Genomic DNA, 12,825 nt, shown 5'->3' with positions numbered 1-12,825 from the left:
AGTTCATGCACGCTTCCCGAACTATTCAGTAGGAGTTGGACGTAGTCTTTTACAAAACGAAAAAGAGATAGGGTTGTTTGATGCTGGTATTGCATTTAACTTTCCTTTACCGCTCCTGCTCGATAGACCAGAGCGAGCAGTTGACGTCATTATTATTTATGATTCTAATCCTGGAGATGTTCCAGTATTTAAAACTGCTGAAAAATATTTTAAACGTAAAAACATTGCTATTCCTGATTTGTCTTCGGTAACAACTGGTGATAGTAAAAAGGCAAAAGCATTATTGCTCGCATCGGTTATGACGGTATTTAATGATCCAAGAACAGTGTCTTATAATCCAAAAGTACCAACGTTTATCTATTTCCCAACTCGTCCACCAATTGATATTTCAAAAGCTCCGTTTACGACAGCAAACTTTGGATATAGTGCGCAAGATATTACAACTCTTGCAGGAGACATGGAAAAAGCTTTTGAATCGCAAGTTCCTGCGATGAAAAACATTTTAAAAATGGTTGCGCAAAAACGACATGGACAAAAAGGAATGGAAAAAACAATTATTAAAAAAGTAGATGTGAAAGTCGTACCAAAGAAGAAAAAAAAGTAATTCGAAAAATAAGATAAATTTTCTTTTTGATTTGTGAATAAACGAGGCTGCGCAAGTGGCCTCGTTTATTTGAGTAAACTAATTTTGCAACTTCATGGGTGATGAGTTACACTAAAATAACGTTTAAACTATCACTTTCTAACCAGGTATTTCATGAATTATTCTTTTCTACAAGGTCGCAAATATCTTCTTGGAATTCCTGAAATTGACAGCGCAAAAGCTGTTGAGATCTCACAGCGCTTTAGTATTTCGATACCACTTGCCAAAACACTGCTTGCTCGAAATTGTAGTGAGACTGAAACTATTCAAGATTTTTTACTCAGCAGTGAAGAAAAAGATGTTGCAGATCCAGCACTCATGAAGGGTGCACAGCGTGCAGTAGAAAGAATTTTACAAGCAATTGAAAACAAAGAAAAAATATTAATTTTTGGTGATTATGACGTTGATGGAATTACATCATCTTCACTTGTGATGATGGGACTTTTACCACTAGGCGCTCTGGTTAATTTCTATTTACCAAATCGAGTTAAAGATGGTTATGGTATTTCGACCAAAATTGTCAAAAAAGCAGCAGAAAATAATTATAAAGTTATCATCACGGTTGATAATGGAACAACGGCTTTTGAGCCAGCAAAATTAGCTAAGGAGCTTGGTATCGATTTAATTATTACCGATCACCACAGGCCACATGATCATCTACCAGATGCATACACGATCGTTAATCCGCATCAAGAAGATTGTCCGTACCCCTTTAAGCATTTTGCAGGTGTTGGAGTAGCTTTCAAGATACTTACTTTGTTGTATCGGGAAAAAAAGATGGAAATCCCGGGGAAAGTTATCGAACTTCTTCTGCTTGGAACTGTTGCCGACGTGGTACCTTTGACCGGTGAAAATCGCTACTGGGTACGCCAAGGTCTTGCGTATGTCAACAAGCATGAAAGCTACGCTCTACAAGTTTTAAAAGAAAATAGTAAATTTACCAAACCAGAACTTTTTTCAACCGACATAGGATTTTCTGTCACTCCGCAAATTAATGCGTTAGGACGTTTAGATGATCCTCGTGAAGGTGTGCAATTTTTAATTGGAAACAATCTTGCTGATGTTGACCGGATTGGCAAAATATTATTTGAAATCAATCAATCTCGCAAATTAGTTGAACAATCAATTATTTCAGACGTGGTCAAACAGATAGAAAGTAAACAAGTCGATATTTCTAAAAATATTGTGATTGCTTGTAGCGGCAATTGGCCAGCTGGCGTGATTGGTTTAGTGGCGTCACGCATTGTTGGTGCGTACGGAAAACCGACGCTGTTGTTTCATCTAACCAAAGATGGCATTGCAAAAGGATCGTGCCGATCGATTAAAGAATTTAATATTTTTAATGCGCTGAGTGAATCGAAAGATATTTTAATTTCATTTGGTGGGCACTCACACGCAGCAGGGCTTTCACTAAAAGTTTCAGATTTGCCAGAGCTGCAAACGCGCCTTGAGAAAAAAGTTGCTGAGCAGTTAACTGAATTTGATTTAAAACAAAAATTATTTGTTGATGCACCGGCACAGCTCTCAGATTTTTCAGAAAAATTTATGAAAGATTTACGTTTATTTGAACCGTTTGGACATGAAAACTCACAGCCTTATTTTTATATCAAAGGTGTTGTTTTAGTTAAGCGTCCACAAGTTTTAAAAGATATTCATATAAAATGTATGGTTTTTGCCGATGGCGTTATCAAACCAGTTATGTTTTTTAATCGACCAGAGTTGCTCGAAGTGCTCACCTTTCAGGCTGATGAGCCGTTTGATATTGTAGGGCAGGTCATGCATAATTATTGGAATGGAACGTACACGGTAGAATTGCAGGGGATTGACGTAGCAGGGATGAAGGAATTGGTATGATTGTCACGATAGATGGACCGAGTGGAAGCGGCAAATCAACGTTAGCGTTAGCGCTTGCTCGCCATTTGAATTTTTTTTGTTTAAATAGTGGTTATCTGTATCGTGGTCTTGCCTACGTGTTAAAAACTTTTTACAACTATGATGAAAACAAAATGCGTAGTCCAAATCTGGCTGACATTCAAGCATGCTTGCAGGGTGGTAATTTTCGATATGAATATGAATCTGGTTTGGCAAAAATATATTGGTCAGGTGATAATATCACCATCTATTTAAAAGACGCGCAGCTTGCACACCTTGTAGCAGTTCTTGCGCAAAATGAAAGTGTGCGCACAGAAATAAGAAAATTTGAACGAGCATTGGTGCAAGATAAAGATGTAGTCGTAGAAGGTCGTTCATGCGGATCTGTTGTTTTTCCCGATGCGCAGGTCAAATTTTATCTAGATGCATTACCCGATGTTCGCGCAGGGCGTTTACAGGTTGATCAACGCAGACGTGGCACGATTCTTTCTCGTCAGCAAGCAGTAGAACTTGTTGAAAAGCGAGACAGCATGGACCGTGAGCGTGCTTATGAACCACTTATAAAACCTGAAGGGGCCATTCTGCTAGATTCATCGCTAGACTCGCGAGAGCAGACGGTACAAAAAGCGCTTGAATATGTTAAAGAAGCACTCAGAAAGTAAAAAAGAACTTATAAAAAAAGGAGAATGAAAATGTTTAAAAAATCTTTAGCGCTGTTGGCGTGTTTTGCAATTACGACATCTCAAATACACACAAAAAATAAAGTGCTGGGTAAACCAGCCCCAACATTTAAAGCTAAAGCGGTATTTCCCGATAGTTCTATTCGGGATTTTGACTTACAAGATTATTTTAAATTAAATAGTGGCGGCTCAGATCTTGTTTTATATTTTTATCCTTTTGATAATACTCCTGAATGCATCAAGCAAGCAAAAAGCTTTCGTGATTCGATCGATAGATTGAAAGAAAAAGGAATATCGGTTGTAGGAGTGAGTTGCGACGCACCCGCTTCACATAAAAGATTTCAAAAAAAATTAGGAATTCCGTATCCACTCGTTAGCGATAGTCGCTTGGCGCGAGAAATATCAATGAAGTATGGAGCTCTTGGATTTTTTCATAGCAAACGAAAAACGTTTTTGATTAACAAAAAAGGAATCGTTTTTAAAGTTTTTGAAAATGTCGATATTGATAAACAAATTGATGATATTTTAAGTAGCTTTGAAAAAGAGTATCGACGGTAACTTTCAGATTCTTGACTTCTTTGCGTACCACTTGCTATTTAAAATGTATGTTACAATAAATTTTTTTTAAAAGGGGTATCATGCAAAAGAAAAATTTTATCAGTTTGCTTTTGGGTGCGCTGGTTGTGCCGATATCTGTAAACGCAAGTGGATGGGTGTTTGCTCTTATTACTCCTGTAATATTGGTCAATACGCCATTTCGATTAATTGGAGCAGCGCTCTTTTTACTCGTTGTCTTGCTTGAATCACTTATTGTCTCTAGGGTTGCTCATGTTGGATATATACCCTGTGTAAAACGTATGCTTCTTGCAAAAATACTGTCATTTCTTGCAAACATAATGATTTTTGCATTCGGTGTATTGATTAATTGGTCATTTCTGTTTGGTGAAAATGGTTTATTTTCTTTGGTTCGCAAAGGCGTAGTAGCTTCAGATGAGCATAAAGCTTTCATTGCCTCAAAATTTACGATGATTTTGGTGGTATTTTTCATTGTTGTAACCATTGTTTCAATGCTTCTGCAATATGTCATTCTTGGTCGGTTGAAAATTGAGCGAAAAAAACTTATTACAGCGATCGTGCTTGCTAGTGTGATAACGTATGCAGTTTTAACGTTACTGCTTATAGCTTCTGATTATTTTCACATTGCTTTAATTTCTTTACGATAAATCTCTCTGCTATAAATTTATCAATAAAAAAGGGCTCGCTTTTATACGGGCCCTTAATTTTTAAAGTCTGATTATTTTGCTTTTTTCATATCTGCAAACAAACTATCAAGCTGCTTTTGATAGACATCATATTTTACAGGATCTGCGTTATGCAGTGATTTAATCGTATATTTGTCGCCATATTCACCTGGAATATCAGATACTGCTAAACAGAAGTATGAGCTTCCATCTTCTGTTTCAGTTGGATTTAATGCAGCATTTTTATCTTTTTCTTCAAGAAACTTTGAAGCTACAGCATTTGGATCTTTGCTTCCGTAGCCGCATGAAACGTATACCATGCTGTCTAAACAATTTTTACGAACAGCGATGCATAGTAGCTCACCGCGCTCACTTGTTTTCTGGTGATCAGCAGCAAGTTGTTTAATGTTTGATTCAAATTTTAAGTAAAGAGCATGCATGTTATGATCTTTAAACATTTTCTCAACATACCTTAAAGCTTGGCCTGATGAAGCTATGCTACAATTGTTCAAGAAGTAAGATCCTGTACAAATAGCTGAGCTACTTGAGTTGGTCAAAATCGTACGGTTCATACAGGTGAGTTCAGCGTCTTTTCCAGATGCCGTTGTACCTGTTCCACCATAATTACTTGGACCGTTAGCCATTAAATCTTTGCGATATGATTGCAAGGTAGCATTACTTTGCGTACCGCTTCGGAAGCGTAACGCTACAAGGTCAGGCATTTGTGCAGTATTATCTTTTAATGCACAGAGCATACGCCACATATCGTTGGCAAAGTTCCATTCCCAACTTCTACCATGATAAAAGGTTTGATAACCTTGTGTGTCAAATTCTTTTTCATGCTGGCATACGCGATTGATCATATTTGTTTTGATTAAATCATATGCCAAGTCTTGAGTAGAGTAGTTGTTTGAATTGATTGTTGGTTGCTTCATCAATCGTGTAGCAAGTCCTTGGAGCAATAAAAAATTATGGACTAAGTGAGCAGTCTGAGTCACGTTGTCGACGACAGCATTTGAGCATGTGGTCACTGTTCGTACTGAGTCATAATGCTTATAAAAATCAGCTTTTGAATTATCAGTCCAAGTTTGTAGCATTGCGATATCAAATTTACGATACGTGCTTATTTGCTCTTTTTTATTTTCATATAATTTTTTTGCTAGAAGAGACGCTACGTCTTGCGACGTATTATCTTGTGCAATTTTACGAATTGCTCGATCAGAGATACCATGTTGCTGCACTGTTGTTAAATCGGATTTCTGCACAGAGCGATCATTTAAAAAATGTCCCATATTGTAACTTTGACCACTTTTTGCAAGTGCTCGTACGATAATATTTTGTACATTTGACGGCATAACTATGTTGTGCGATAAAAAGTGTAAAATACTATAAGAATTATAATGATTGGTTAATTCTTGAACATGATTTTCAGTAAGATTTAGTGATTTCATGTGTTGCAAGATTAATGTTGTAAAGTGTTCTTTGTCTGATTTGTAAGATGATGCAATTTCGGTCAATGACTTCCAAAGAGCTTTTTCAGCTACTTTATGCTTCAATAATTCTGTTACCATATCTGCAGAGTTTGATTTTACAGCATATAGCAAAGCCGTACCTCTATCTTCTTTTGAGGCATGCGGCATCATAAATTTGATAATATCTGAGCGTTTTTCGTCTATTGCTTGTTGTAAAATTTGCTCGGCATTTTCAAATCCATACAAAGATTCACATTTGGATAGCCATAGTTGTATAGATAAGTCTTTACAGTTTTTCTGTAAAATCTCCAAAGATCGTGATTTTGGTGCTGATACAGGTGCTGTTGGCTGTGATGTGCTTGTAGATTTGCCTGAATTTGAGGCAAAAAAGGACATCCCGTGTGCTTGTGACATTGCCAACAAGCAGGAAAAAATCATAGTTTTTCTAAGTATATGTTTCATAAAAACCTCCATTTCGCGTCTTTTTAACGCGTCCGCCCAAGCTAAAAGCAAAGGCTGGATTATGTAATCTTATATACTTTAAGGGTACCTTATCTACCTGAAAAGCTCAAAAGGTATGGGGTATTTTAACGCAGCCATCAGGATACTGGATTTTATGCATGAGCGGTTAATGGGTGCTGCAATGGTTAGATTTTTTACAAAAAAAATAAGAGCCAGGTTTCCCTAGCTCTTATTTTTTAAAGCTTGATCAGCTTACGCAACGTATTCTTCTTTTGAAGATTCGTTAATTTCTTCTAAAGGAGTTGTCATTTCTTCTGTTTGAACAACAGGAGCTACTTCAACAACTTCTTTTTTAGACCAGCAACCTGAAAGAACAGGAAGTGCTGCTACGAGTACTGAAGCTAATACGAATTTTTTCATAATGGGCCCTTTTTAAGGTGTTTTTATGGAATATACTTTTATCTACTGCTTTTTACTTGCTGCCTTTTTTGTTTTCGAAGTTTTCTTTTTTAAAGAAATTTTTCTACGCTTGAATGGGTCTTTTGCAAGAGCTTCTTGCAAGACAACATCCGCCTGTTCTACAAATATAATGTTTAATTTTGTAATGTCACTTTTAAATTCAGCTAAATCAGATTCATTAGCCTTTGGTAGCAGAACAGTTGTGATGCCGTATTGTTGAGCTGCAAGCAATTTCTCTTTCAATCCACCGATTGCAAGGACTCGACCGCGTAGTGAAATTTCTCCCGTCATAGCCAAATGGTTTTTGAAAGGGATATTGGTTAACGCTGAAACAAGTGCTGTTGCGATAGCAATACCTGCAGATGAACCATCTTTTGGAGTTGCGCCATCAGGGAAGTGGATATGCACGTCATTGTTGGTAAATTCTGATTTTTTAATACCAAGCTTTAAAGCTCGTGATCGAACATAGCTGTATGCTGTTTGTGCAGATTCTTGCATCACTTCACCAAGCTGACCAGTTAAGGTTAAACCACCTTTACCAGGAAGCAGGCTGACTTCGATTTCTAAAACATCTCCGCCAAGTTCAGTCCAAGCAAGTCCTGTAGCAAGTCCAACAACGTCTTGTTTTTTGCAGATATCAGTTTTTTTATATTTTTCCTGTCCAAGCCACGCAGTAATTTTTTCTGCAGTAACTGTGACCGATTTTAATTTTTCATCAAGCAAAAACTCTTGAATTGATTTTCTCATAACCTTTGCAATCAAACGCTCAAGCTGACGGACACCAGCTTCTTTGGTGTATTCAGTAATAATTTGAAGCAATATTTCACTGCTCAATTTTACTTGAGACTTCGTTAAATTGTGCTCTTTCAGCATTTTTGGAAGCAAAAAGTTTTGTCCAATAGCTAGCTTTTCAGCGTCGGTATAACCCGAAAGGCTGATAACTTCCATACGATCATACAAAGGATATGGAATAGAATCTGTAGAGTTAGCCGTTGTGATAAACATAACATTTGATAAATCATATTCAGTATCAATGAAATGATCGGTAAATGTTTTGTTTTGTTCCGGATCTAACACCTCAAGAAGTGCTGCCGAAGGGTCGCCAGCGCTGTCATGTGACAACTTATCAATCTCATCAAGTAAAATTACAGGGTTGATCGTTTTTGTTTTACGCATAGCGTGTAAAATTTTGCCCGGTAGAGCTCCGATGTACGTTCTTCGGTGTCCACGTATCTCAGCTTCGTCTTTAACGCCGCCTAGTGAGATTCTGGTGAATTCTCGACCTAAGCTTTTTGCAATCGACGCCGCAAGGGATGTTTTACCAACTCCAGGAGGCCCGACTAAGCAAATAGTTGGCGTTCGTTTAAGATCTTGAGCATATTTTTGTGCTGCTACAAATTCAAGAATTCTATCTTTAACTTTTTGTAAACCAGCATGTTCTTTGTTTAAAATTTTTTCTGCATTGACCAGACTGATAGTGTCCTTGCTTTTTTTGTGCCAAGGTAGCGTTAAAATCCAATCGATATAATGTTTGCTGATCGCAGATTCAGCTGAAATCGATGGCATTTGCTCTAAGCGATGAAGTTCTTTTTCTGCTTTTTCTTGAGCATCTTTTGGCAAGCGTAAAAGCTTAATTTTGTGTCGAAACGTTTCGACTTCGCCTGAGTGATCGTCTCGGCCAAGTTCTTTATGAATAGCTTTGATTTGCTCAGATAAGTAATATTCTCGTTGATTTTTTTCAACTTGATGTTGAACTCTGCCTTTGATTCGCTCTTCTGCTTGCAGTATTTCAATTTCATTTTTTAAAAGAACCGCGACTAAGGTCATGCGCTCTGCAAGGTCAATTGTTTCAAGAATTCTTTGACGGTCATCAAAGGTGATATTTGCATGGACAGCAATCGTATCGGTAATAGCTTCTTTATCATGAACAGATTGAGCCGTGCTTACTAAGTCAGCTGGAATTTTTTGATTGAGCTTGCCGTACGCTAGATAGACTGTTTTTAAATTTCTCCAAGCAGCTTCGATGTTGACATCAGAGGTGGTTGTGGCGTGACAATCTTGTAAAAAAGCTGAAGTAAAAGATTCAGTTTCGTAGGTATCAATAATTTTAGTTCGAATAATGCCTTCAACAAGTATTTTAAGCGAATTATTCGGCATTTTCATAACTTGTAAAATGGTCGATTTGGTACCATAGGTGTAAATTTCATCTTTCGTCGGATTTTCAGTTTCAGGGTTCTTTTGAGCCGTGATGAAAATTGTTTTGTTGTGATGTTTAAGAGCATGCTCAACCGCTTTAACCGATGATTTTCTACCCACAATGATAGGGATAATGCTTGTAGGAAGAACGACGATGTTTTTCAAAGGTAAAATAGGCAAAATATTATCAGAAGATGTTGGCTGATGTAGCACTTCAGGCGCAGTAACTGGGCTTATGTTAAGCGATTGTTCTATATCCATGTATTCTGTGTTCATATATTTTGACTCCTATGTTTATGAGCAAGTTGCCTATGAGTAAGCCGCTTTTTTGAGTAACCAAATCCATTTTGGAACCATCTCCATTCAAGAAAATCAAGGTGATTTACTAAAATGATTCCTCTATAAGAATACCAGTAAATTAAAGCTTCGTAAACCACCTTTCGAGCAGGACTTTGGGTGTTTTTGTTGTATGTTAGCTGAAAATCGGGGTTTGTGATTAAAATCTTTTTTCGATTTTTGTAAATTCTTTGCGGGAATCTTTGGACATGGTATACTTCCTGTAATTATTATTCAAAAATATCTTTATTTAAAACAGTTTTTTTAGAGGATCTATGGTGCTTTTGGATAGTTCAGTATATAAAAATTTTCAGTTACGTGATCAATTGAGATCATGTATTGGTACCACCTTGGACAGGGTAACATAAGACTTTTGTAGCTTTCGATGCTTCAAGGGTCTTTTTTATTGCAAAAAATGGCATGAATCAAAAAAGGGGTTTAATGCTGGGGCTGGTCAAATAGTGAAATCTTTCAGAGTATAATTAAGTTTAAAAGGTACCAATATGGCTTCTTTCTTGGGGGGTATATTTAACTTAGGGTTAAATAGACACGAACGATTAAAATTCATTCTTTTAACAATTTCTTTTGCTTTTGTGCTTGGATCTTACACCATAGCCAAAGAGCTAAAAGATTCCATCTTTGTAAGCATTGTGGGCAAAGAATATTTGCCGATGGCAAAACTACTCGTTATTTTTCTTTTGATTCCAGCAGCTTTGGTCTATTCTCGGCTGGTTGACGTCTTCCGTCGTTATCAACTGTTGGCTTTTTATAGCATGCTCTATGGAGTAATTTTAGCTGGATTCACCGTTCTTTTAGGACATCATTCTATTGGTTTGTATAATATCGAAACTAGTCCTTATAGATTGTTTGGTTGGTTTTTTTACTTTTTCTTAGAAGGGTACTCGCCTTTTGTGGTCGGTGTCTTTTGGGCTTTTGCAAACTCGGTTTCAAGCCCGAATGAGGCAAAAAACTGTTACCCGGTAATGGTAGCAGGATCCAAGATTGGTGGTATTTTTGCTGCTTTATTTGCGTGGTATATCCTTGATCATGCAAAAGCTCTTGATTGTTTTGGTTGCCTGAATCACGATGTGGTTTCGCATCAAATACTCATGGGTCTTGTTTCTGTTATGCTTCTTTGCGTTCCCGTTATTTTAAAGATTTTAATGCGTACCGTTCCTGGCCAATATTTGCACGGCTATGAAGCTGTTTATCAGCTTGAAAAACAACAAGACAAAGAAAAAGAAAGCGAAGCTAAAACGGGCATTTTTTCAGGGATTAAGCTTTTAGCGCAGTCGCCGTACGTTCTTGGAATATTTGGGTTGGTGTTCTTCTATGAAACGCTCAATGTGGTTATCAGTCTTCAACGTATCGGAATCTTAAAAGAAGCTTCAACGTCAGTTGCTGGATTTACCGCTTCAATGTTCTGGCAAAGATTCCAGGCACATTTTTATGGAATGATTATATCATTCTTTGGGGTTCAGTTCTTGCTCAGACGTTTTGAGCTTCGTCGATGTTTATTCTTGGTTCCGTTTTTGATAAGCGGTCTTTTGATATTCTTCGTGTTTACCTACAGTGTCGATGCAATCATGTATCTGTTTATCGGTATGTCTACGGTTAACTATTCTATTTCCTATCAGCTCAGAGAGTCGTTGTATATTCCAACGTCAAAAGATATGAAGTTTAAGGCGAAAGCATGGATCGATACTTTTGGAACGAAGTTTTCTAAAGGATTTGGATGTTTATTCTCAAATGCTACCCGTTCACTGGCTGCTGGAACAACAGCGTTCACCGTAGTTTATGGCGGATTTTTCAGCCTCTTAATGCTGGCTTGGTTTGTAACGTCATGGTTGCTTGGTAAAAAATACGAAAAAGCGACTCGTAACAATGAAATCATTGGTAACGAGTAATTGAAATAAAAAAATAAAACAGTCGGCCCTCTTCTTTTGGCGAGGGCCTTGTTTTATAAGACAAGATAATAATTAAAACGTAGTACATGAAAGGATCATAAAGATGTTTAATGCTGTTTTGCATAAATTAGGCTTGTCGTTCGACTTAGACAAGCAAGAGCGTAATAAAATATTTTGGCTTGCTGTAGCCTTTTTTTGTGTGATAGGTTCATACACAGTGCTTAAAGAAATGAAGGATGTTCTTTTTGCTCAAATTGTAGGATCCAAGTCTTTATATCAAGTTAAAATTATTTCCATGTTTTTTCTTTTGCCGGCAACACTTTTGTATGCAAAATTAGTTGATTACATGAGTCGATTTTGGCTCCTTGTTTTTTATAGCATGCTGTATGGAATTGGTGGTATTGTTATAGCGTATCTGTTGTCGGATCCAGTTATAGGAATTGCCAATACAGTATCAAGCCCAGATCGATATTTTGGCTGGTTTGTCTATTTGTTTTATGAAGGAATAGTGCCGTTTGTTGTTAGTGTGTATTGGTCGTTTTCGAACTCGATTACAAAACCAGAAACTGCAAAAAAAGGGTACACTTTAATCATCGCTGGTTCAAAATTAGGAGGAATGTTTTCGGCTGGTATTGCTTGGATGTTGTTTGCGCCACGCTTAGGATCGTTTGCATGGTCATCGGTGTTTACACATCAAATTTTGCTTATTGGGGCATCTATTTTGCTTGTGCTTTCTCCAGCTGTTATCTACTACTTGCTGCAAGTGTCAACAGAAAAAAGTTTGCATGGTTATGAGGCTTCTTATGACTTTGAAAAACAACAAGAAAAAAAGGGTAGCTCTGAAACTGGCATGTTCTCAGGTTTATTTTTAATCTTAAAGCACCCATACATTTTAGGTATTTTTGGCATGATGTTCTTTTATGAACTGGTCAATGTGGTGCTTGGAATTCAGCGTACGGTAATACTACAAGCTGGCGCAAAAGATGCTGCAGCGTTTACAGGAGAAATGTTTAAACAACGGTTTATGATGCAGGGTGTGGGCTTTTTAGTTTCATTCTTTGGTACTCGCGTTTTGATCAAACGGTTGGGTGAACGTGTGTGCTTGATGTTGATCCCTATTGTCACAGGATGCTTGCTAGCATACTTTATGCTAGCGTACAACGAGCAAGCAGTGCTTCTTGTGTTTATGGTACTTGGCATGTTGAATTATGCTTTTGCTTCTCCAGTACGCGAAGCTTTATACATACCAACGGTTAAAGATGTTCGATTTAAATCAAAAGCATGGATTGAATCCTTTGGACAACGTTTTGCAAAAGCATGCGGGTCTGGAGCAATTGGTTCAATTCAAAGTGTAGCTGCTGTTGGAACGCCCTTGTATCTAGGCTTATTCTCATCATTTTTTGCAGGAATTGTTTTTCTGTGGATTGGTGTAGCGTGGCTTTTGGGTAAGAAATACGTTTCTCTCTTGAAAAAAGGCGAAGCTGTTGGCGCAGAATAATGGCTTAAAGTTTGTATTTTTTTCTTTTTCAGGTACTCTAGTACATAGAATTAGTAACA

10 protein-coding genes are annotated in these 12,825 nt (G+C 37.3%); 7 read left to right on the top strand and 3 right to left on the bottom strand.

Translation table 11 applies throughout. The annotated features are described in order from the left end of the window. From WC747_04020 to WC747_04000, 5 genes are all read left to right on the top strand, one after another. A partial coding sequence (locus WC747_04020) for a hypothetical protein (protein MFA5999155.1) occupies nt 1–604 on the top strand: 604 nt, incomplete at its 5' end. Nucleotides 605–757: 153 nt separating this feature from the next. Continuing rightward, on the top strand, nt 758–2,497 hold the full coding sequence (gene recJ, locus WC747_04015) for a single-stranded-DNA-specific exonuclease RecJ (protein ID MFA5999154.1): 1,740 nt from the start codon (nt 758–760) through the stop codon (nt 2,495–2,497). Next, entirely contained in the window at nt 2,494–3,177 is a 684-nt protein-coding gene (gene cmk, locus WC747_04010; protein MFA5999153.1) for a (d)CMP kinase, read from the top strand. The genes recJ and cmk overlap by 4 nt, the downstream gene beginning before the upstream one ends. Nucleotides 3,178–3,207: 30 nt before the next feature. Then, nucleotides 3,208–3,753: a peroxiredoxin gene (locus WC747_04005; protein ID MFA5999152.1), complete on the top strand. Its 546-nt coding sequence runs from the start codon at nt 3,208–3,210 to the stop codon at nt 3,751–3,753. An 80-nt stretch (nt 3,754–3,833) separates the two neighbouring features. Further along, complete coding sequence (locus tag WC747_04000; GenBank protein ID MFA5999151.1) at nt 3,834–4,418, top strand: hypothetical protein; 585 nt, start codon at nt 3,834–3,836, stop codon at nt 4,416–4,418. 71 nt (nt 4,419–4,489) lie between these two features. Here WC747_04000 and WC747_03995 read toward each other — a convergent pair whose 3' ends face one another. From WC747_03995 to lon, 3 genes are all read right to left on the bottom strand, one after another. Next, on the bottom strand, nt 4,490–6,370 hold the full coding sequence (locus WC747_03995; GenBank protein MFA5999150.1) for a hypothetical protein: 1,881 nt from the start codon (nt 6,368–6,370) through the stop codon (nt 4,490–4,492). Between the two features lie 252 nt (nt 6,371–6,622). Then, nucleotides 6,623–6,790: a hypothetical protein gene (locus tag WC747_03990; protein MFA5999149.1), complete on the bottom strand. Its 168-nt coding sequence runs from the start codon at nt 6,788–6,790 to the stop codon at nt 6,623–6,625. A 42-nt stretch (nt 6,791–6,832) separates the two neighbouring features. Beyond that, complete coding sequence (gene lon, locus WC747_03985) at nt 6,833–9,301, bottom strand: endopeptidase La (GenBank protein ID MFA5999148.1); 2,469 nt, start codon at nt 9,299–9,301, stop codon at nt 6,833–6,835. 563 nt (nt 9,302–9,864) lie between these two features. Between lon and WC747_03980 the strand changes: the two genes are divergently transcribed. Both WC747_03980 and WC747_03975 read left to right on the top strand, forming a co-directional pair. Next, nucleotides 9,865–11,268, top strand: coding sequence for an Npt1/Npt2 family nucleotide transporter (locus tag WC747_03980; protein MFA5999147.1), 1,404 nt, complete (start codon nt 9,865–9,867; stop codon nt 11,266–11,268). 103 nt (nt 11,269–11,371) lie between these two features. Beyond that, on the top strand, nt 11,372–12,766 hold the full coding sequence (locus tag WC747_03975) for an Npt1/Npt2 family nucleotide transporter (protein MFA5999146.1): 1,395 nt from the start codon (nt 11,372–11,374) through the stop codon (nt 12,764–12,766). Nucleotides 12,767–12,825: the final 59 nt, after the last annotated feature.

The organism is Candidatus Babeliales bacterium, from assembly GCA_041660205.1.
GTDB lineage: Bacteria > Babelota > Babeliae > Babelales > Chromulinivoraceae > JACPFN01.
The sequence above is the reverse complement of the archived record's forward strand: the minus strand, read 5'-3'. Positions and strand labels throughout refer to the sequence as shown.

Coding starts and splice junctions, on each gene's coding strand:
- recJ (MFA5999154.1), top strand. CDS start 758: ATGAATTATTCTTTTCTACAAGGTCGCAAATATCTTCTTGGAATTCCT.
- cmk (MFA5999153.1), top strand. CDS start 2,494: ATGATTGTCACGATAGATGGACCGAGTGGAAGCGGCAAATCAACGTTA.
- WC747_04005 (MFA5999152.1), top strand. CDS start 3,208: ATGTTTAAAAAATCTTTAGCGCTGTTGGCGTGTTTTGCAATTACGACA.
- WC747_04000 (MFA5999151.1), top strand. CDS start 3,834: ATGCAAAAGAAAAATTTTATCAGTTTGCTTTTGGGTGCGCTGGTTGTG.
- WC747_03995 (MFA5999150.1), bottom strand. CDS start 6,370: ATGAAACATATACTTAGAAAAACTATGATTTTTTCCTGCTTGTTGGCA.
- WC747_03990 (MFA5999149.1), bottom strand. CDS start 6,790: ATGAAAAAATTCGTATTAGCTTCAGTACTCGTAGCAGCACTTCCTGTT.
- lon (MFA5999148.1), bottom strand. CDS start 9,301: ATGAACACAGAATACATGGATATAGAACAATCGCTTAACATAAGCCCA.
- WC747_03980 (MFA5999147.1), top strand. CDS start 9,865: ATGGCTTCTTTCTTGGGGGGTATATTTAACTTAGGGTTAAATAGACAC.
- WC747_03975 (MFA5999146.1), top strand. CDS start 11,372: ATGTTTAATGCTGTTTTGCATAAATTAGGCTTGTCGTTCGACTTAGAC.